We start from the raw sequence: 18,873 nt of genomic DNA on the forward strand, positions 1-18,873 counted from the left end.
GCACGCGAAAGGCCCCGGCCCGCTCGCGCGGGACGGGGCCTTTCCACAGGGTGAGTGACGGGACTTGAACCCGCGGCCACCTGGACCACAACCAGGTGCTCTACCAACTGAGCTACACCCACCATGTCCGCTCGGAAAACCGACCGGCCGAAGAAAAGCGTACAGGGTCCGGGAGGGTGCTCGCTCCCCCTTTCCCCGCCGCCCACCTCCGGAGAGTGCTACGCGCCGCCCACCATGTGCTTGGCGGCGATGGTGCGGGCCGTGTCCGAGTCGGGTCCGGGCTGCGGCACGAAGACCGCCTCGCGGTAGTAGCGCAGCTCGGCGATGGACTCCTTGATGTCCGCGAGCGCCCGGTGGTTCCCGTTCTTCGGCGGGCTGTTGAAGTACGCCCGCGGGTACCAGCGGCGGGCCAGCTCCTTGACCGAGGACACGTCCACGATCCGGTAGTGCATGTAGCTCTCCAGCGCGGCCATGTCGCGCAGCAGGAAGCCGCGGTCGGTGCCGACCGAGTTCCCGCAGAGCGGAGCCTTGCGGGGCTCCTTGACGTGTTCCCGTACGTACGCCAGGACCTGGGCCTCGGCGTCCGCGAGCGTGGTCCCGCCGGCCAGCTCGTCGAGCAGGCCGGACGAGGTGTGCATCTCGCGCACCACGTCGGGCATGGTCTCCAGGGAAGCGTCCGGCGGGCGGATCACGATGTCCACGCCTTCGCCGAGCACGTTGAGCTCCGAGTCGGTGACCAGTGCGGCCACCTCGATAAGTGCGTCGTCCGTCAACGAGAGCCCGGTCATCTCGCAGTCGATCCACACCATGCGATCGTTCATGCGCCCACCTTATGCGCTCTTCGCCGGATCGGACCGGGCCCGTACACGCCCGAAGGTCCCTCTCGTCGGGGACGGCCGACGAGAGGGACCTTCGTGGTCCGGGCGGACCGGACTACGCGTGCTCGCGCAGTACCCGGTTCGGCGCGTACAGCTCCGTCACCGACGGACCGGCCGCGGCCAGGGCCGCCGCCGCCCGCTGGGGCTGCGGAGTGCGCTGGTGCGGAAGCGGGCCTTCCGAGATCTGCGTCACCTGCGACACGTCGGCCTGCGGCCTGCGTGCCCGGTACGCGGACCGGTAGGCGGCCGGGGAGGACCCCAGCTGCCGGCGGAAGTGACCGCGCAGCGCGACGGGCGAACGGAACCCGCAGCGCCCGGCGACCTCGTCGACCGAATAGTCGGAGGTCTCCAGCAGCCGCTGTGCCTGGAGCACCCGCTGGGTGATCAGCCACTGGAGCGGCGCGCTGCCGGTGAGCGAACGGAACCGCCGGTCGAAGGTGCGCCTGCTCATGTAGGCGCGGGCGGCCAGCGTCTCCACGTCGAACTGCTCGTGGAGGTGTTCCAGTGCCCAGGCGACGACCTCGGCGAGCGGGTCCGCGCCGATCTCTTCCGGAAGCGACCGGTCGAGATAGCGTTCCTGGCCACCCGTGCGGCGCGGCGGCACGACGAGTCGGCGGGCCAGAGCCCCGGCCGCCTCGCTGCCGTGGTCCGTGCGCACGATGTGCAGGCACAGGTCGATTCCGGCCGCGGTGCCCGCGGACGTCAGCACGTCGCCGTCGTCGACGAACAGCTCGCGCGGGTCGACGTGGACGGACGGGTACCGCTTGGCCAGCGTCGGCGCGTACATCCAGTGCGTCGTGGCGGGCCGGCCGTCCAGCAGACCGGCGGCGGCGAGCACGAAGGCTCCCGTGCACAGTCCGACGATCCGGGCACCTTCCTCGTGCGCCAGACGCAGTGCGTCGAGCGCCTCCGGAGGCGGCGGTGAAGTGATGGAGCGCCAGGCCGGAACGACGACCGTGCCTGCCCGGGCGATCGCCTCCAACCCGTACGGCGCGGTCAGTTCGAGTCCGCCGGTGGTCCGCAGCGGACCGTCCTCACCGGCGCACACGAGCAGTCGATAGCGTGGAACTCCCGCGTCCTGCCGGTCGATGCCGAACACGGAGAGTGGAATGGAACTCTCGAAGATCGGGCCGCCGCTGAACAGCAGCACGGCGACGATCTCTCTGCGGCGACGCCCCGCGAGCTTCCGGCCCGCGTCCGCGACGACGGCGGTGGAATCCTGGCTCATGGCGCTAAGCCCCCCTTGGGTGTCGCGACTCCTTGGTCTGGTCGCACCTGCACGTTTCCCCTCGGCCTTGCACGTGGATCCCCCGCCGTAAATACATGATCGAATCTACTGCGTCCCGTGGTGTCGGCGTGACAAGTTCAGCACGCAGCGCTATGTCGACTTGGCAACTTGGCGAAAAGCATTCGATCAGTAAGGGTTCCACTCCGCTACCCGTGCGGGAAGCGCAGAGTCTGGCCATGGCCAGTACCCATAGGGTCGTGAGCCCCCCGAGGCTCTGTCGTCGCTGGTGATGGGGGGGTTGGGGGGACATTCCGGCAAGGGGGGCGACCTGCCGGGAAGTTGGCTGAAAACAGGCGGGTGTGTACGTGCGAATCGGTCAGTCGAGAGGGGAGACGCCCCCGGAACCGTGGCAACCGCGGTGTGAACCGGCCCCGCCGCGCGAGTGCCGGCCGCGCCGGTCGGACGGGGCCGGCTCCTCGACGAGCACCCGGGCCGCGGACCGCTCCGCCTTCTCGGAGTGACGCAGCAACACCCGGCAGGCGGCGGTGACGGCGGCGAGGCCCAGGGTCGCGACGGCCGCCCCGCCGAAGGAGGTTCCGTAGACGACCAGGACCACGGGGACGAGCAGACAGCTGAAGGCGGCCCACCGCACCACGTCACCCGCGGGGTCGTCGTGCGGGGGGCGAGCGCGACGCACGGAAGAGTGAAGAGGAACGGGCGAGAAACGCGATGACGCGTCGTCGGAGTGGGCGCCGGAGTGGATGCCGGAACGCACGGGCGTGCCGGACGGGACGGAACGCGTCGACGGAGCGGGCTGGACGGCATGAACCGGATGGCCGGGCACGGTGTACTCCCTGCGGGCGCTTCCTGGACGGTCGGACGTCTGTCCAACGGCGGGCGGAGGGGCTCGGTCACTGCGCGCACGGGTGGTGCCCGCCCCGCTCGTCACTGGCTGTAGGGGCCAGCGGACATTGCCAACGCGGCGCCGCTCCGGCATGCTCCCTGGGACGCTCTCCAAGGGCGGCATGCCCTGTGCAGGACAGGAGTGTCGCCGTACCCTGGAGGGTATGGGCTTGGGAAGATGCTTCCCGGACAGAGCTCCGTCACACTGCGTCGCCGATATCGCCCCTGTCGCTTCCCCCGAGGACCCTTCGCCGAGACACCATGGCCGGTCACGAATTCTCCGAACCCGCGGACCGCAAGCGCAAACCCCTCGCCGACTCCGCGTCGGCCGACCTGCGCGCGGTGGAACAGACGCGCCATCCCTGCGACCCGGCCTTCCGGCACGGCGTCGTGGTGGGCTTCGACGGCTCGACCTCCAGTGAGCGGGCCCTCGCGTACGCCATCGGGATGGCCCGACGCTCCGGATCCGGTCTGATCATCGTGCACGTGGCCAATCGACTGCCCACGACGGTGTGGGCCGGCTGCGAGCCGCCCGTCTTCGTGGACGTCCCCGACCATCGCACCGAGGTGCTGGGGCTGGAGCTGGCCTGCGCGGACTACCTGTCCGAGGTGCCGTGGATCCTGGTCGAGCGGGGCGGGGACATCTGCCACGAGCTGGAGGAGGTCGGCCGGGAGTACTCGGCGGACGCCATCGTGGTCGGTTCCACGCACGGCATCGTGGGCCGGATCTTCGGCTCGGTGGCGGGCCGACTGGCCAAGCGGGCCCAGCGACCGGTCGTTGTCATTCCGTGACCCTCTGTACGCCGTTCGTGCGGTTGTGAACCCTCATGTAAAGGGTAGATAAATGCTGCTGGGACGCAGCAAACAACTGCAGATCGAAGGGAGCCCGCCGTGGACAACGGTGTCTCTGCGGGAAGCACGGCCTCTACTTCGACCCTCGGGCACATTGCCCTGGGTCTCACCCTTCTCGCGTTCGGTATCGGCCACACCGGCATCATCGACGGTGTGAGCGCCGCGAACTCCGTGTCGCTGGCCACCTACGTCGGCGGTCTCGCCCTGTTCGTCCTCGGGATCCTCGAGTTCCGGGGCGGCGACGGCTTCAACGGCACGGCGTTCGCCGGACTCGGCGCCTTCTGGTTCACCTGGGCCGCGGGGGCCGACGGAAAGGTTTCGGCGGATGCGGCCGGGGCGTTCCTCGTCCTGTTCGCCCTGCTCGGCCTGACCCTCACGGTGGGGGCGGCGAGCGGACTGTTCGGCCAGGGCGTGTACGCCCTGTTCACCCTCTCCCTGCTGCTCCTCGCGGTGGGGGCCTTCGCCGACAGCGGCCTGCTCGCCAAGATCGCCGGGTGGGTGGCGGCGGTCGCCGGGCTGCTGGCCTGGTACGGGGCCACGGCCGCGCTGGCGCACTGGCCGGTGGCGCTCGGCAGCAGGGCCCGCAGGGACGCGGTGCCCGCGAGCTGAGCCGTACGAGGGAGCCGTGAGGAACGCGGAAGGCCCCCGGGGGACGCGATCCCCCGGGGGCCTTCCGTGCGTGTTGCGTCCGACCGCTCGACTACTCGACGGTGACCGACTTGGCCAGGTTGCGCGGCTTGTCGATGTCTCGGCCCAGGGCCAGGGCGGTGTGGTACGCCAGGAGCTGGAGCGGGATGCCCATCAGGATCGGGTCGAGCTCGTCCTCGTTCTTGGGGACGAGGATCGTGTGGTCGGCCTTCTCCTGCTCGCGGTGGGCGACCGCGAGGATGCGGCCGCTGCGGGCCTTGATCTCCTCCAGCGCCGCGCGGTTCTTCTCCAGCAGGTCGTCGTCCGGGACGATCGCGACCGTCGGCATCGCCGGCTCGATGAGCGCGAGCGGGCCGTGCTTGAGCTCGGAGGCCGGGTAGGCCTCGGCGTGGATGTAGGAGATCTCCTTGAGCTTCAGGGAGGCCTCCAGGGCCACCGGGTAACCGCGCACCCGGCCGATGAACATCATCGACTTGGCGTCGGCGTACTCGGCCGCCAGCTTCTTGATGTCCTCTTCGCCTTCGAGGATCTCCTGGATCTGCGCGGGCAGCTTGCGCAGGCCCTCGATGATCCGCTTGCCGTCGGTGACCGAGAGGTCCCGGATCCGGCCGAGGTGCACGGCGAGCAGCGCGAAGGCCACGACCGTGTTGGTGAAGCACTTGGTGGAGACGACGCAGACCTCGGGGCCGGCGTGCACGTACACGCCGCCGTCGGCCTCGCGGGCGATGGCGGAGCCGACGACGTTCACGACGCCGAGGACGCGGGCGCCCTTGCGCTTGAGTTCCTGGACGGCCGCGAGGACGTCGTAGGTCTCGCCGGACTGGGAGACCGCGATGTAGAGGGTGTCGGGGTCCACGACCGGGTTGCGGTAGCGGAACTCGGAGGCCGGCTCGGCGTCGGCGGGGATGCGGGCCAGGCCCTCGATGAGGCCGGCGCCGATCAGACCCGCGTGGTACGAGGTGCCGCAGCCCAGGATCTTGACCCGGCGGATGCCGCGCGCCTCGCGGGGGTCCAGGTTCAGGCCGCCCAGGTGCACGGTGTTGAAGCGGTCGTCGATCCGCCCGCGCAGGACGCGGTCGACCGCGTCGGACTGCTCGGAGATCTCCTTGTGCATGTACGTGTCGTGACCGCCCATGTCGTACGAGGCGGCCTCCCACTCCACGGTCTCGGGCGTGGCGGTGGTCGTCGTGCCGGAGGTGGTGTAGGTGCGGAAGTCGTCGGCCTTGAGGGTGGCCATCTCGCCGTCGTCGAGGGTGACGATCTGGCGGGTGTGGGCGACCAGCGCGGCGACGTCCGAGGCGACGAACATCTCCTTCTCGCCGATGCCGAGGACGACCGGGGAGCCGTTGCGGGCCACGACGATGCGGTCCGGGAAGTCGGCGTGCATGACGGCGATGCCGTACGTGCCCTCGATGACCTTGACGGCCTCGCGGACCTTCTCCTCCAGGGTGTCGGCCGTGGAGCGGGCGACGAGGTGCACGATGACCTCGGTGTCGGTCTCCGAGAGGAAGACGACGCCCTCGGACTCCAGCTTGGCGCGCAGCTCGGAGGCGTTGTCCACGATGCCGTTGTGGACGACCGCGACCTGGTTGTCGGCGTCCAGGTGCGGGTGCGAGTTGATGTCGCTCGGGGCGCCGTGGGTGGCCCACCGGGTGTGGGCGATGCCGGTGGTGCCGGCGAAGCGCTTGGGGACCCGGGACTCCAGCTCGCGGACGCGACCCTTGGCCTTGACGACCTTCAGGGCCGCGGACTTCGGGCTGTTGACGACGATGCCGGCGGAGTCGTAACCCCGGTACTCCAACCGCTGGAGGCCTTCCAGCAGCAGCGGTGCCACGTCGCGCTTGCCGATGTAACCCACGATTCCGCACATACGGTCTTGCCCCTCCTGAAGTCCTGAACGAGTGCTCCGGTCGTCTCCGCGCGTCCGTCCGCGCGGTCACCGGTCAGCCGTAGACGATGCGGCGCAGCTGCCGGAGCGAGAGCTCCGGCGGCGCCACGGCGCGGTGCGGCAGTTCGGCCGCTATCCGCTCGAAGATCTCCGTGTTGACCGCGCCACCGGACTGCAGTTCGCGGTGGCGGCGGCGGACGAATTCCTCCGTCGTCTCGTCGAAGTAGGCGAGCACGTCGAGTACCACCCGGGCCGCCTCGCCCCGCTGGAGCGAGGTGCTGCGCACCAGGTGGTCGACGAGATCGTCATGCGACGGGCGGCGGTCGAGCACCCGTAGATACTGGCGGGATGTGGGTCGGAATGCAAAGATCCTGCCCGAATTCGGGCAGGATCGGGCTGGTCTGGACCAGGAGAATGGGTAATTCCGGTCTTGGTCGGTCAGAAACGGCGCAAAATCGCCGCTTTCGCCGTCGAGAACTCCTCGGCCGTGAGGAGGCCCGACGTGTGCAGCTCCCCGAGCTCGCGCAGTCGACGCAACAGCGCGTCGTGGTCCGCGCCGTCCGCCGCAAGCGCGGCCGGGGCCGGGGCGAGCGCGGCGGCCGGGTGCGGCAGGCGGGCCGCCACGGCCGCCGCGACCAGCGCGGTCGCCAGCTCCTTGCGGCCCATGCCGAACAGCTCCACCGCGTACGGGTCGTACTTGGGGGACGGCGGCGCCTGGGCGCCCGCCAGGGTGAACCGCAGCACGCCGTTGGAGAGCCCCCGGGACGGGGTCCACTCCACCGCCCGGACGTCGGCGACCCGGAACTGCCGGGCGCCCGCCGACTGCTTGGCCTCCTCCGTCGCCCAGTTCCAGTCCAGGGTGATCCGGTCGCCGTCGAAGGCCGCCGTGCCGTCGCCCCCGCTCGCGGTGATCGGCACCGGCGGGCCCGGCAGCAGGTAGCGGTCGCTGGGCCCGGGATCCACCTGGTCCAGCAGGAGCGCGTTGCGCAGCTCGTCGACGAAGTACTCCGCCACTCCGGTGCGGTCCGACTCCACGGTCAGCCTGTAGGGGTCCGAGGTCTCCGGCAGCCGCCCGCCCGTCACCTGGATCAGCGGGTCGGCGCCGTCACGCGGCCGCAGCCGCAACCGGCCCGACTTGCGGCCCGGTTCGTAGGAGATGCCGGCGATCGCGCCCAGCGGCACGAGCAGTTCCCCGAGGGCCTGCCGCAGCGGGCCGACCTCCTTGTCGCGGCCCGGCACGATGCGCACCGCGTCCCCGTCGAAGGTCCACGTGCCGTCCTTCTGGATGATTTCCGCCATCCCGCGATTCTCGCATCGGCGTGTCGTGCCCGATTGGCCTATACCTGAGGTCATGAGAGTCCTGCGACGCACGCTCGGTGCCCTCCTCGTCCTCGGCGCGGCGGCCGTTTCCTGCACCGCCGCCCACGGTGACGACTCCCGGCCCGGGGGCGTGCGTGCCGCCGCGCCCACCCCCTACGAACGGCTGCTGCCCGCGCCCGTGTCCGCGCGGGCCGAGGGCGCCGGGTACGCGTTCGGGGCGGGCACGGTGATCCGTACCGCCCCGGGCTCCGGCGCGGAGGTGCGGCAGGTCGGGGAACGGCTCGCCGAGCAACTGCGCGGGGCCGTCGGCCTGCCGCTGCCCGTGGTGGCCGGGGCGGACGGGGACGGGATCCGGCTGCGGCTCGACCGGGGCGCGGGCGCGCTCGGCGAGGAGGGCTACCGGCTGGAGGCCGGCCCGAGCGGGGTCACGCTCACCGCGCGCACGCCCGAGGGGCTGTTCCACGCGGGGCAGACCCTGCGGCAACTGGTGCCGGCGCGGGGCGCGGGGACGGTGCCGGGCGGGAGGGTGCAGGACACGCCGCGGTTCGCGTACCGGGGAGCCATGATCGACATCGCCCGCCACTTCTTCCCGGTGGAGCAGGTGAAGCGGTACGTGGACCAGCTCGCCCAGTACAAGGTCAACACCCTGCACCTGCACCTGACCGACGACCAGGGCTGGCGGCTCGCGAGCGACTCCTGGCCGCGGCTCGCCGAGGTCGGCGGCGGCAGCGAGGTCGGCGGCGGTCCGGGCGGCCACTGGACGAAGGACGAGTACCGGGAACTGGTCGCGTACGCGGCCCGGCGGTACGTGGACGTCGTGCCCGAGATCGACATGCCCGGACACGTCAACGCGGCGCAGGCCTCCTACGCCGAGTTGAACTGCGACGGCAAGGCGCGCGAGCGGTACACCGGGATCAAGGTGGGCTTCAGCTCGCTGTGCGTGGGCAGCGAGCGGACGTACGAGTTCATCGACGAGGTGCTCGGCGAGGTCGCGGAGATGACCCCGGGGAAGTACCTGCACATCGGCGGGGACGAGGCGCACTCGACGCCGGCGGCGGACTACGCGGCCTTCATGGACCGGGCACAGGCGGTCGTCGGCAAGTACGGCAAGACGGTGGTGGCCTGGCACCAGCTGGCCTCGGCGCGCCCGGCGGCGGGCGCGGTGCTCCAGTACTGGGGGCACGACCGGACGTCGGCGGCCGAGAAGGCGGGCGTGGCGGCGGCGGCGAAGGCGGGCCACCCGGTGATCCTGTCCCCGGCGGACCGCGTCTACCTCGACATGAAGTACGACAAGGCGACGAAGCCGGGGTTGGCGTGGGCCGGGTACGTGCCGGTGCGGCGGGCCTACTCCTGGGATCCGGGCGCCTACCTGCCGGGGGTCCCCGAGTCGGCGGTGCTGGGTGTGGAGGCGCCGCTGTGGACCGAGACGGTCGCCACGCGCAAGGACTGGGAGCAGCTGGCGTTCCCCAGGGTGCTGGGGCTGGCCGAGCTGGGCTGGTCGCCGACGGCGGCACTGGACTGGGACCGCTACCGCGAGCGGCTGGCGGCCCAGGGCCCGCGGCTGGACGCGCAGGGCATCGACTACTTCCGGGCGCCGGACGTTCCCTGGTCCCGGTCCCTGTCGTAGGGGCGTCCGCGCCGGGGGTCAGCTGACCTTCTTGGCGCCCTGGATGGCCTTCGCGAGGTCCTCCAGCAGCTGGGCGCACTTCTCGTACGAGAAGATCGGCTCGGTCACGCGCGGGGTGATCTGGCCGGCCTTGACGGCGGGCATCCGGGTCCAGGTCGGCTTGGCCGCCAGGTCCTTCGGCTGCAGGGTGCCGGTGCGGTTGTCGAGCAGGACGAGGTCGGCCTTGTACTTGCCGGCGTTCTCCCAGCCGAGGCTCTCGAAGAAGCCGCCCTCGTCCAGCTTGTCCGGGGTGACGAACTCGACGCCGAGCGACTCGAAGTACTTCAGGTCGGCGGAGGTCTTCGGGGTGGAGACGTAGAACAGGTCGGCGGCGCCGGAGCCGACGAGCACCTTGATGCCCGGGTTCGCCTTGGTGGCCTCGCGGACCTTGGCGGAGGCGGCCTCGAAGCGGGCCTTGGCGTCCACGGTCTTCTTGGCGCTCATGTCGGCGCCGAGGGCCTTGGCGAGGTCCGCGGTGCGGGCCAGTGCCTTGTCCATGGAGACGTCGCCGCCGACCTTGATCGCGGCGGCCGGGGCCAGCTTCATGATCTTGCCCTTGGAGGCCTCCGGGACGTACCAGTACGAGCCGTCCCAGCTGTTGGTGACCAGGAGGTCGGGCTGGAGGGAGGCGTACTTCTCGACGTTGAACTCGTCGTAGACGTTGCCGAGGATCTGGACTTTGGAGATGTCCATCGAGCCGGCCTGGACGTCGGGCTTGCCGTCGGCGGTCTTGGTCGGGCCGAACACGCCCTTGACGCTCACACCGTAGTCGTGGAGGGCGGCGGCGGTGCCGGTGAAGGCGACGATGTTCTTCGGGGTGGACTTCGCGGAGACGTCCTTGCCGAGGTCGTCCTTGAAGGTCCAGGGGCCCGAGGCCGCGGCGGCCTTGTCCGCCTCGCCGGCTCCGTCCTTCGCCGTGTCGGCGCCGCACGCGGAGAGCGCCGCGACGAGGCCCAGGGCGCCGCCGGCCGCGATGAGACCGCGGCGGGTGAGGAGGGAGGATCGGGACTTGGGCATGTCGATGTCCGCTTTCGTGCGTTCAGGGCGGCCACTGAGCCGTTCGGAAGGAAGGTTAGCCTAACCTTGGCTGAAATCGGTAAGGGGGCCCGGGTCTCCCCGGGCCCCCTCGTGCGAGCTGCCGCCCGGCCGACCTCCCGGTCGGCGACCGGTCAGCCGGCGAAGCCCAGTTCGCGGGCGATCAGCATGCGCTGCACCTCGCTGGTGCCCTCGCCGATCTCCAGGATCTTCGAGTCCCGCCACATGCGGGCCACCGGGTACTCGTTCATGAACCCGTAGCCGCCGTGGATCTGCGTGGCCTCGCGGGCGTTGTCGACGGCGACCGTGGAGGAGTACAGCTTGGCGATCGCCGCCTCCTTCTTGAACGGCTCGCCGGCCACCAGCCGCGAGGCCGCGTCACGCCAGCCGACACGGGCCATGTGGGCGCGCATCTCCATGTCGGCCAGCTTGAACTGGATGGCCTGGTTGTCGCCGATGGGCCGGCCGAAGGCCTTGCGCTCCTTGGCGTACTTCACCGACTCGTCGACACAGCCCTGGGCCAGGCCCGTGGCGAGCGCGGAGATGGCGATGCGGCCCTCGTCGAGGATCCGCAGGAACTGGGCGTAACCGCGGCCCTCCTGGCCGACCAGATTGGCCAGGGGCACCCGTACGTCCTGGAACGACAGCTCGCGGGTGTCGGAGGAGTTCCAGCCGACCTTGGAGTACGGGGCCGCCACCGTGAAGCCGGGCGTACCGGACGGCACGATGATCGAGGAGATCTCGGGCCGGCCGTCCGCCTTGCGCCCCGTCACCGCGGTGACCGTGACCAGGCCGGTGATGTCCGTGCCGGAGTTGGTGATGAAGCACTTCGAGCCGTTGATCACCCACTCGTCACCGTCCTTGACGGCGGTCGTGCGGGTGCCGCCCGCGTCCGAGCCGCCGTCCGGCTCGGTCAGACCGAAGGCGCCCAGCACCTCGCCGGAGCACATCCTCGGCAGCCACTCCCGCTTCTGCTCCTCGGTGCCGAACAGGTGGATCGGCATGGCGCCGAGCGAGACGCCGGCCTCCAGGGTGATGGCGACCGAGGAGTCGACCCGGGCCAGCTCCTCCAGGGCGATGCCGAGGGCGAGGTAGTCGCCGCCCATGCCGCCGTACTCCTCCGGGAAGGGCAGGCCGAACAGGCCCATGCGGCCCATCTCGCGGACGATCTCGTACGGGAACTCGTGCCGCTCGTACAGGTCGCCGATCTTGGGGGCGACGACGTCGTGCGCGAAGGCCTCGACGGTGCGGCGGAGTTCCTCGTGCTCGGGGGTGAGCCGGTGGTCGAGGGACATGTCTTCGTTACTCCTTGTGGGAGAGGGCGCGGACGGTACGGGAGGGGCTGGGGCGCCCCAACCGCTCGGCCATCCACACGCTCGTGGCGGTGAGGGCGGCCAGGTCGACCCCGGTCTCGATGCCGAGGCCGTCGAGCATCCACACGAGGTCCTCGGTGGCCAGGTTGCCGGTCGCGCTCTTCGCGTACGGGCAGCCGCCGAGGCCGCCGGCGGAGGCGTCGACCGTGGTCACGCCGTGCCGGAGCGCGGCGAGGGTGTTGGAGAGGGCCTGGCCGTAGGTGTCGTGGAAGTGGACACCGATCCGGTCGGTCCCCACGCCCTCCCCGTCGAGTCCGTCGAGCAGGGCCCGGACATGGCCCGGGGTGGCGACGCCGATGGTGTCGCCGAGGCTCAGTTCGTCGCAGCCCAGGTCCAGCAGGGCCTTGGCCACGGAGACCACCTGCGGGACGGGCACGGCGCCCTCCCAGGGGTCGCCGAAGCACATGGAGAGGTACCCGCGCACATGGGCCCCCTGCTCCTTCGCCCGGGCCACCACGGGCTCGAACATGGCCAGGGACTCGGCGACGGTCCGGTTGAGGTTGCGGGCCGCGAAGGTCTCCGTCGCGGAACCGAACACGGCGATCCGGTCCGCCCCGAGGGCGAGCGCGCGGTCCAGGCCGCGCTCGTTGGGGACGAGGACGGGAAGGTCGGCGGACACGTCGGAGAGCAGCGGGAAGAGCTGCTCCGCGTCCGCGAGCTGGGGCACCCACTTGGGGTGGACGAAGCTGGTGGCCTCGATGGTGGTGAGGCCGGCCGCGGCGAGCCGGTGGATGAACTCGGCCTTCACCTCGGTCGGTACGGGCGTCTTCTCGTTCTGCAGTCCGTCGCGGGCACCCACCTCGTGGATGCGGACGCGGGTCGGCAGCCCGGGATCGGGGACCGTCATGGGCAGGCCGTTCACTCGGCGCCCTCCTCTTCCTCCGGGGTGACCACGGCCAGGATCTGGTCCATGGCGACGGTGGTGCCGGGGGTCACGTCGAGCTCGGTGACCGTGCCGGCGTGCGGGGCGGAGATGACGTGCTCCATCTTCATCGCCTCCACCACGAGCAGGCTCTGGCCGGCCGTCACCCGATCCCCGACGGCCACCTTCACGACGGTGACGGTGCCGGGCATCGGGGCCGCCAGCGTGCCCGCGCCGCCGTGGCCGCGGCCGGTGAGCGCCGCGGCGACGGGGTCGTGGCGCTGGAGGTGCCAGGAGTCGCCGTCACGGCCGAGCCAGGTCCCCTCCGGAGAGGCGGCGTGCGCGAAGCGGTGGGTGACGCCGTCGAGTTCCACCGTGACCGTGTCGGGGGTCCGGGCCACGACACGGCCGCGGGCCGGTGTGCCGGCGCCCCCCGACAGGATCTCCGTGTCGGGGCCGGCCGGGCGGGTGCGGATCGCCACCGGGTCCAGGCCCGGGAGGCGGAAGTGGTGGACCGTCCAGGCGGGGGTGCCGCCCAGGCGCCAGCCGTCGGCGGCGTCGAACGGGTCCACCCACCCTCCCGGCCCCGCGGGCGCGGGCTCCTCGGCGAGCAGCGCCGCCGCCGCGTACACCTCGTCCGGGATCCCCTCCGGGAGCAGGGACGCCAGGTCGCGCTCGACCAGCCCGGTGTCGAGGTCGCCCGACACCACGTCGGGGTGTGCCAGCAGCCGCCGCAGGAAACCGGCGTTGGTCTGCACGCCCAGGATCACGGTGTCCGCGAGGGCCCCGCGCAGCACCCGCAGGGCGGCCGCGCGGTCGGGCCCGTACGCGATGACCTTGGACAGCATCGGGTCGTAGGCGGAACCCACCGGCACGCCCGCCGTCAGACCGGAGTCGGTGCGCACGGCGCCGCCGGACGGCTCCGACAGGGCCAGGACCGTACCGCCCGAGGGCAGGAACCCGCGGGCCGGGTCCTCGGCGCAGACACGGGCCTCGATGGCGTGGCCGGTCAGGGTCACGTCCTCCTGCCCGAACCCGAGCGGAGCCCCCGCCGCGACCCGCAGCTGCTGCTCGACCAGGTCGAGTCCGGTGATCAGCTCCGTCACCGGGTGCTCCACCTGGAGGCGCGTGTTCATCTCCATGAAGTAGTACGAGGACGGGTCGCCGCCCGGCACGATGAACTCCACGGTGCCCGCGCCGACGTACCCGCAGGAACGGGCCGCCTCCACGGCGGCCGCGCCCATCGACGCCCGCAGCCGCGGCGTCAGCAGGACCGACGGGGCCTCCTCGGCGACCTTCTGGTGGCGGCGCTGGAGCGAGCACTCCCGCTCGCCCAGGTGCACCACGTTGCCGTGCGCGTCCGCCAGCACCTGGATCTCGATGTGCCGCGGCCGGTCCACCCACCGCTCGACGAGCAGGGTGTCGTCACCGAAGGAGGACCGGGCCTCGCGCCGCGCCGCGGCGATCTCCTCGCCGAGCAGCTCCGCGTCGCGGACCAGCCGCATGCCCTTGCCGCCGCCGCCCGCGGAGGGCTTCAGCAGCACCGGCATGCCGATCTTCTCGGCGGCGGAGACCAGTTCGGCGTCGGTGAGGCCGCTGCCGGAGGAGCCGGGGACGACGGGCACGCCCGCCTCCTTCACCGTCTCCTTCGCCCGGATCTTGTCGCCCATCAGGGAGATCGCGCTCGCCGGGGGCCCGATGAAGGCCAGCCCGGCCTCCGCGCAGGCCGCCGCGAAGGCGGCGTTCTCCGCGAGGAAGCCGTACCCGGGGTGGACGGCCTCGGCGCCGGTGCGGCGGGCCGCGTCCAGCAGCCGCTCCACCGACAGGTAGCTCTCGGCGGCGGCCGCCGGGCCGATCCGGACGGCCGTGTCGGCCTCCCGTACGTGACGGGCGTCCGCGTCGGCGTCGCTGAAGACGGCCACGGAGCGGATGCCGAGCTCCCGCAGGGTGCGGATGACCCGGACCGCGATCTCGCCGCGGTTCGCGACCAGAACAGTGCTGAACATCAGTGAGGTCCTCACGTCACATACGGAAGATGCCGAAGCCCGAGTCGCCCAACGGGGCGTTCGCGCACGCGGTCAGGGCCAGCCCGAGCACCTGTCGGGTCTCCAGGGGGTCGATGACCCCGTCGTCCCAGAGGCGGGCGGTGGCGTAGTAGGCGTTGCCCTGTTCCTCGTACTGCGCGCGGACCGGGGCCTTGAAGGCCTCCTCGTCCTCGGCCGGCCACTCCTGGCCCGCGCCCTCGATCTGGTCGCGCTTGACGGTGGCCAGCACGGAGGCCGCCTGCTCGCCGCCCATCACCGAGATCTTCGCGTTGGGCCACATCCACAGGAAGCGCGGCGAGTAGGCCCGCCCGCACATCGAGTAGTTGCCCGCCCCGTAGGAACCGCCGACGACCACCGTCAGCTTCGGGACCCGGGCGCACGCCACGGCCGTCACCATCTTGGCGCCGTGCTTGGCGATGCCGCCGGCCTCGTAGTCGCGGCCGACCATGAACCCCGAGATGTTCTGGAGGAAGAGGAGCGGGATGCCGCGCTGGTCGCACAGCTCGATGAAGTGCGCGCCCTTCTGGGCGGACTCGGAGAAGAGGATGCCGTTGTTGGCGATGATGCCGACGGGGTGTCCGTGGATCCGGGCGAAACCGGTGACCAGCGTCTGCCCGAACTCCGCCTTGAACTCCTGGAAGCGGGACCCGTCCACGACCCGGGCGATGACCTCGCGGGCGTCGTAGGGGGTGCGGGAGTCGACCGGCACCGCGCCGTACAGGCCGTACGGGTCCACCTTCGGCTCCTCGGGAGCCTCGACCGACCAGGGCAGGGCCGCACGGTCGGGCAGCGTCGCCACGATGTTCCGTACGATCCGCAGCGCGTGCGCGTCGTCCTCCGCGAGGTGGTCGGTCACGCCCGACACCCGTGAGTGGACCTCGCCGCCGCCGAGCTCCTCGGCCGTGACGACCTCGCCCGTCGCGGCCTTCACCAGCGGCGGGCCACCGAGGAAGATCGTGCCCTGGCCGCGCACGATGACGGCCTCGTCGCTCATGGCCGGGACGTACGCCCCGCCGGCGGTGCAGGAGCCGAGCACGGCCGCGATCTGCGGGATGCCGGCGCCGGACATGCGGGCCTGGTTGTAGAAGATGCGGCCGAAGTGCTCCCGGTCGGGGAAGACCTCGTCCTGCATGGGCAGGAAGGCGCCGCCGGAGTCGACCAGGTAGAGGCAGGGGAGACGATTCTCCAGCGCCACCTCCTGGGCGCGCAGGTGCTTCTTGACGGTCATCGGGTAGTAGGTGCCGCCCTTGACGGTGGCGTCGTTCGCGACGATGACGCACTCGCGGCCGCTGACCCGGCCGATGCCCGCGATGACCCCGGCGGCCGGGGCCGCGCCCCCGTACATGCCCTCGGCGGCCAACGGGGCCAGCTCCAGGAAGGGCGATCCGGGGTCGAGGAGGGCGTCCACGCGGTCGCGGGGAAGCAGCTTCCCGCGGGCGGTGTGGCGGGCGCGGGCCCGCTCCCCGCCGCCCAGGCGGGCCGTCTCCAGCCGGGCGCGCAGGCCCTCGGCCAGTTCGCGGTGGGCGGCCTCGTTGGTCCGCCAGGCCTCGGACGCCGGGTCCGCGGCGCTCGTCAGCACTGGTGCCTGCTGCATCGGTCGAGCTCCCTTGCTCGGTGCACGCGGTTAATGGTCGTTAACGCGTATGGGCCTTAGGTTAACGAGCGCTAACGGCCCTGTCTAGAATGGTTTCCCATGAGCACCAGAGCGGCCGCCCCGACCCGTCGCGAGCAGATCCTCAGTGAGGCCGCTCGTCTCTTCGCCGAGCGCGGCTTCCACGGCGTCGGAGTGGACGAGATAGGGGCCGCGGTGGGCATCAGCGGCCCCGGCCTGTACCGGCACTTCGCCGGCAAGGACGCCATGCTCGCCGAACTGCTCGTCGGGATCAGCGAGCGGCTGCTCACCGGCGGCCGGCGCCGCGCCGAGGAGGCGGCCGGCGACCCGGCGGCGCTACTGGCCTCCCTCGTGGAGGGCCACATCGACTTCGCGCTCGACGACCGCGCGCTGATCACCCTGCACGACCGGGAGCTGGACCGGCTGCGGGAGGCCGACCGCAAGCTCGTACGACAGTTGCAGCGCCAGTACGTCGAGCTGTGGGTACAGGTCGTGCGCGAGCTGCACCCGGAGGTGGGGGAGGCGCAGGTACGGGTCTCCGTGCACGCGGTCTTCGGCCTGCTGAACTCCACCCCGCACCTGGCGGCCCTGGGCCGGGAGGCCACCGAGTCCCTGCTGCGGCGGCTGGCCAACGGGGCCTTCGGGGCGCTGTCGGGGTGACGCCCGGCGTCCGCGGGTCGAAATGGTTCCGGCGCGTGACGGCACGCGACGGCAGAATGGGCCGTATGCCGAAGCCGATAGAGACGCCAGCCCAGTCCTCCCAAGCGCCGAGCCGCGCCGAACTCGTCGACCACCTGGTCCGCACGCGGATCGCGGGCGACGTCGCCACCCCGCGCGAGAACAACCTCTCCCACTACCGCAAGCTCGCCAACGGCGACCGCCACTACTGGCTGGGCCTGGAACTCGGCGACCGCTGGGTCGACGAGCAGGACGTGCTCGCCGTCATGGCGGAACGCTGCGGAGTGGTGGACGACGCGACGCACCGCTTCGGCCAGGACACCATCGACCCGGAGCTGACGGTGGCCGGCCTGGACCGGCTCGCGGCCCGGCTGCGCAAGGCCGCGCTGGACCGGCACAGCGTCCTGCTGGCCACCGGACACCCCGGCGGCCTGCTGGACGTCCACCGGGCGACCGGCGAGGCCCTGCGGGCGGCCGGTTGCGAGATCGTGGTCATCCCGCGCGGTCTGGTCGCGGACGAGGGTTCCGTGTGGCAGTTCGCCAACGTCGCCGTGCTGGAGCGGGGCGCGACCCTGTGGCACACCCACTCGCCGGAGCCCATGGCCGCGATCCTGGACGGGCTGGCGGCCGAGAACCGCCCCCAGCCGGACCTGGTCCTGGCCGACCACGGCTGGGCGGGCTGCGCGGCGCAGCGGGGCCTGGACGCGGTGGGCTACGCGGACTGCAACGACCCCGCCCTGTTCCTCGCCGAGGCGGAGGGCACCCTCCAGGTCGCGATCCCGCTCGACGACCACGTCCGGGACCCGCGTCACTACGACCCGATGGTGGCCTACCTGCTGGACGCCGCGGGCCTGGCCTGACGGCAGCCGACGCGGGGCGGGGCGTGCGCCCCGCCGAGGGGTCGGCCGCGGATCCGGCCGCGACGGTCATGCGGAGGGCCGCGCCCGGGGTGTGATCACTTGAGCCAGCCGGTGGTGAAGTCCTGGACGGCCGAACCGTCGAGGTCCGCCAGCTTGATGCCGACGAAGTCCCGCGCCCAGTCGGAGGTCTGCACCCGGAACGGCATCCGCTCCGCGGTCAGCGCCTCGATGACGGGGGCGGCCGCCTCGGCCGAGGTCTGGGCGTGGTCGTAGGCCTGCGAGGTGCGCCCGAGGTAGGCCCGCAGCGCGGGGGCGTACGGTCCGGCCTCGGTGAGCAGGGTCGGTACGTCGATCCCGATCGTGGCGACGAACTCGCTGGTGACGGCGCCCGGTTCGACGACGGCCACCTGGACGCCGGTGGTGGCGACGACCGGGGCGAGCGACTCCATGAAGCCCTCGACGGCGAACTTGGCCGCGCAGTACGCCTCGTTGAACGGCTGGCCGATCATGCCGCCGACGCTCGTCACCGTGATGACCCGCCCGCCCGAGGCGCGCAGGTGGGGGAGGGCGGCCCGGGTGACCTCGACGACGCCGAAGTAGTTGACCTCCATCGCGGCCCGGACCGGCTCCATGCCGTGCTGCTCGATCGTGCCGACGAACCCGGCGCCGGCGTTGTTCACCACCGCGTCGAGCCGGCCGTGTTCCGCGACGACCTCCGCCACGCAGCGGGCCACGGAGCCGGAGTCCGTCACGTCGAGCGGCTTGACCTGCATCAGGTCCGAGACGCCGGCTTCGGCGGCCGCTTCCAGCAGGGCGTCGGCGCGGCCGGTGTCGCGCATGGTGGCGACGGTGTGCAGGCCCGCGCGGGCGGCGGCGACCGCGGCGGCCAGGCCGATGCCGGTGGAGGTGCCGGTGACGAGGACGACCTTGGGGCCGGTGGGGGTGGGGGTGGCGGACATGGGGGTCTCCTGAGGATCGCGTATTTCTGTGCGTGCACACACACATTACTCATGTGTGCGTGTGCA

The 18,873-nt window shown here is 71.8% G+C and carries 17 protein-coding genes and 1 tRNA gene; 5 read left to right on the top strand and 13 right to left on the bottom strand.

The annotated features are described in order from the left end of the window. Positions 1 to 49: 49 nt before the first annotated feature. From OTB19_RS19170 to OTB19_RS19185, 4 genes are all read right to left on the bottom strand, one after another. A tRNA-His gene (locus OTB19_RS19170) sits at positions 50 to 122 on the bottom strand. A gap of 96 nt (positions 123 to 218) precedes the next feature. Continuing rightward, complete coding sequence (gene orn / locus OTB19_RS19175) at positions 219 to 821, bottom strand: oligoribonuclease (RefSeq protein ID WP_267799504.1); 603 nt, start codon at positions 819 to 821, stop codon at positions 219 to 221. A 112-nt stretch (positions 822 to 933) separates the two neighbouring features. Next, positions 934 to 2,106 carry a helix-turn-helix domain-containing protein gene (locus OTB19_RS19180; RefSeq protein ID WP_267799505.1) on the bottom strand — a complete coding sequence of 391 codons (1,173 nt, stop codon included), beginning with the start codon at positions 2,104 to 2,106 and terminating at the stop codon, positions 934 to 936. A gap of 376 nt (positions 2,107 to 2,482) precedes the next feature. After that, on the bottom strand, positions 2,483 to 2,803 hold the full coding sequence (locus OTB19_RS19185) for a hypothetical protein (RefSeq protein ID WP_267799506.1): 321 nt from the start codon (positions 2,801 to 2,803) through the stop codon (positions 2,483 to 2,485). 467 nt (positions 2,804 to 3,270) lie between these two features. On the opposite strand from OTB19_RS19185, the gene OTB19_RS19190 reads away from it, so the two are divergent. Then, the gene (locus OTB19_RS19190; RefSeq protein WP_053674694.1) at positions 3,271 to 3,801 is read left to right on the top strand and encodes a universal stress protein; all 531 of its coding nucleotides are present in this window, start codon (positions 3,271 to 3,273) and stop codon (positions 3,799 to 3,801) included. Positions 3,802 to 3,900: 99 nt separating this feature from the next. After that, on the top strand, positions 3,901 to 4,470 hold the full coding sequence (locus OTB19_RS19195; RefSeq protein WP_267799507.1) for an acetate uptake transporter: 570 nt from the start codon (positions 3,901 to 3,903) through the stop codon (positions 4,468 to 4,470). Positions 4,471 to 4,561: 91 nt separating this feature from the next. Here the strand turns inward: OTB19_RS19195 and glmS are convergent, their stop codons facing one another. From glmS to OTB19_RS19210, 3 genes are all read right to left on the bottom strand, one after another. Further along, complete coding sequence (glmS, locus tag OTB19_RS19200; RefSeq protein ID WP_267799508.1) at positions 4,562 to 6,379, bottom strand: glutamine--fructose-6-phosphate transaminase (isomerizing); 1,818 nt, start codon at positions 6,377 to 6,379, stop codon at positions 4,562 to 4,564. 73 nt (positions 6,380 to 6,452) lie between these two features. Further along, entirely contained in the window at positions 6,453 to 6,728 is a 276-nt protein-coding gene (locus OTB19_RS19205; protein WP_053674701.1) for a hypothetical protein, read from the bottom strand. A 107-nt stretch (positions 6,729 to 6,835) separates the two neighbouring features. After that, positions 6,836 to 7,696, bottom strand: a complete 861-nt coding sequence (locus tag OTB19_RS19210; RefSeq protein WP_267799509.1) for a DUF4429 domain-containing protein — start codon at positions 7,694 to 7,696, stop codon at positions 6,836 to 6,838. 52 nt (positions 7,697 to 7,748) lie between these two features. Between OTB19_RS19210 and OTB19_RS19215 the strand changes: the two genes are divergently transcribed. Continuing rightward, positions 7,749 to 9,344, top strand: coding sequence for a beta-N-acetylhexosaminidase (locus tag OTB19_RS19215; protein WP_267799510.1), 1,596 nt, complete (start codon positions 7,749 to 7,751; stop codon positions 9,342 to 9,344). A gap of 18 nt (positions 9,345 to 9,362) precedes the next feature. Here OTB19_RS19215 and OTB19_RS19220 read toward each other — a convergent pair whose 3' ends face one another. From OTB19_RS19220 to OTB19_RS19240, 5 genes are all read right to left on the bottom strand, one after another. Further along, positions 9,363 to 10,400, bottom strand: a complete 1,038-nt coding sequence (locus tag OTB19_RS19220) for an ABC transporter substrate-binding protein (protein WP_267799511.1) — start codon at positions 10,398 to 10,400, stop codon at positions 9,363 to 9,365. Positions 10,401 to 10,552: 152 nt separating this feature from the next. Then, positions 10,553 to 11,713, bottom strand: a complete 1,161-nt coding sequence (locus tag OTB19_RS19225) for an acyl-CoA dehydrogenase family protein (protein ID WP_267799512.1) — start codon at positions 11,711 to 11,713, stop codon at positions 10,553 to 10,555. A gap of 7 nt (positions 11,714 to 11,720) precedes the next feature. Next, positions 11,721 to 12,638: a hydroxymethylglutaryl-CoA lyase gene (locus OTB19_RS19230; RefSeq protein ID WP_267799545.1), complete on the bottom strand. Its 918-nt coding sequence runs from the start codon at positions 12,636 to 12,638 to the stop codon at positions 11,721 to 11,723. Between the two features lie 11 nt (positions 12,639 to 12,649). Further along, positions 12,650 to 14,659, bottom strand: a complete 2,010-nt coding sequence (locus OTB19_RS19235; RefSeq protein ID WP_267799513.1) for a biotin carboxylase N-terminal domain-containing protein — start codon at positions 14,657 to 14,659, stop codon at positions 12,650 to 12,652. A gap of 16 nt (positions 14,660 to 14,675) precedes the next feature. Beyond that, complete coding sequence (locus OTB19_RS19240) at positions 14,676 to 16,292, bottom strand: carboxyl transferase domain-containing protein (RefSeq protein ID WP_267799514.1); 1,617 nt, start codon at positions 16,290 to 16,292, stop codon at positions 14,676 to 14,678. 99 nt (positions 16,293 to 16,391) lie between these two features. On the opposite strand from OTB19_RS19240, the gene OTB19_RS19245 reads away from it, so the two are divergent. Continuing rightward, the gene (locus OTB19_RS19245) at positions 16,392 to 16,970 is read left to right on the top strand and encodes a TetR/AcrR family transcriptional regulator (RefSeq protein WP_267799515.1); all 579 of its coding nucleotides are present in this window, start codon (positions 16,392 to 16,394) and stop codon (positions 16,968 to 16,970) included. Positions 16,971 to 17,026: 56 nt separating this feature from the next. Continuing rightward, complete coding sequence (locus OTB19_RS19250; protein WP_267799546.1) at positions 17,027 to 17,848, top strand: phosphatase; 822 nt, start codon at positions 17,027 to 17,029, stop codon at positions 17,846 to 17,848. A 95-nt stretch (positions 17,849 to 17,943) separates the two neighbouring features. Here OTB19_RS19250 and OTB19_RS19255 read toward each other — a convergent pair whose 3' ends face one another. Then, on the bottom strand, positions 17,944 to 18,807 hold the full coding sequence (locus tag OTB19_RS19255; RefSeq protein ID WP_267799516.1) for an SDR family NAD(P)-dependent oxidoreductase: 864 nt from the start codon (positions 18,805 to 18,807) through the stop codon (positions 17,944 to 17,946). Positions 18,808 to 18,873 lie beyond the last annotated feature (66 nt).

It is taken from the genome of Streptomyces sp. H27-H5 (assembly GCF_026627505.1).
Classification (GTDB): domain Bacteria; phylum Actinomycetota; class Actinomycetes; order Streptomycetales; family Streptomycetaceae; genus Streptomyces.

Coding starts and splice junctions, on each gene's coding strand:
- orn (WP_267799504.1), bottom strand. CDS start 821: ATGAACGATCGCATGGTGTGGATCGACTGCGAGATGACCGGGCTCTCG.
- OTB19_RS19180 (WP_267799505.1), bottom strand. CDS start 2,106: ATGAGCCAGGATTCCACCGCCGTCGTCGCGGACGCGGGCCGGAAGCTC.
- OTB19_RS19190 (WP_053674694.1), top strand. CDS start 3,271: ATGGCCGGTCACGAATTCTCCGAACCCGCGGACCGCAAGCGCAAACCC.
- glmS (WP_267799508.1), bottom strand. CDS start 6,379: ATGTGCGGAATCGTGGGTTACATCGGCAAGCGCGACGTGGCACCGCTG.
- OTB19_RS19210 (WP_267799509.1), bottom strand. CDS start 7,696: ATGGCGGAAATCATCCAGAAGGACGGCACGTGGACCTTCGACGGGGAC.
- OTB19_RS19215 (WP_267799510.1), top strand. CDS start 7,749: ATGAGAGTCCTGCGACGCACGCTCGGTGCCCTCCTCGTCCTCGGCGCG.
- OTB19_RS19220 (WP_267799511.1), bottom strand. CDS start 10,400: ATGCCCAAGTCCCGATCCTCCCTCCTCACCCGCCGCGGTCTCATCGCG.
- OTB19_RS19225 (WP_267799512.1), bottom strand. CDS start 11,713: ATGTCCCTCGACCACCGGCTCACCCCCGAGCACGAGGAACTCCGCCGC.
- OTB19_RS19230 (WP_267799545.1), bottom strand. CDS start 12,638: ATGACGGTCCCCGATCCCGGGCTGCCGACCCGCGTCCGCATCCACGAG.
- OTB19_RS19235 (WP_267799513.1), bottom strand. CDS start 14,659: ATGTTCAGCACTGTTCTGGTCGCGAACCGCGGCGAGATCGCGGTCCGG.
- OTB19_RS19240 (WP_267799514.1), bottom strand. CDS start 16,292: ATGCAGCAGGCACCAGTGCTGACGAGCGCCGCGGACCCGGCGTCCGAG.
- OTB19_RS19245 (WP_267799515.1), top strand. CDS start 16,392: ATGAGCACCAGAGCGGCCGCCCCGACCCGTCGCGAGCAGATCCTCAGT.
- OTB19_RS19250 (WP_267799546.1), top strand. CDS start 17,027: ATGGGCCGTATGCCGAAGCCGATAGAGACGCCAGCCCAGTCCTCCCAA.
- OTB19_RS19255 (WP_267799516.1), bottom strand. CDS start 18,807: ATGTCCGCCACCCCCACCCCCACCGGCCCCAAGGTCGTCCTCGTCACC.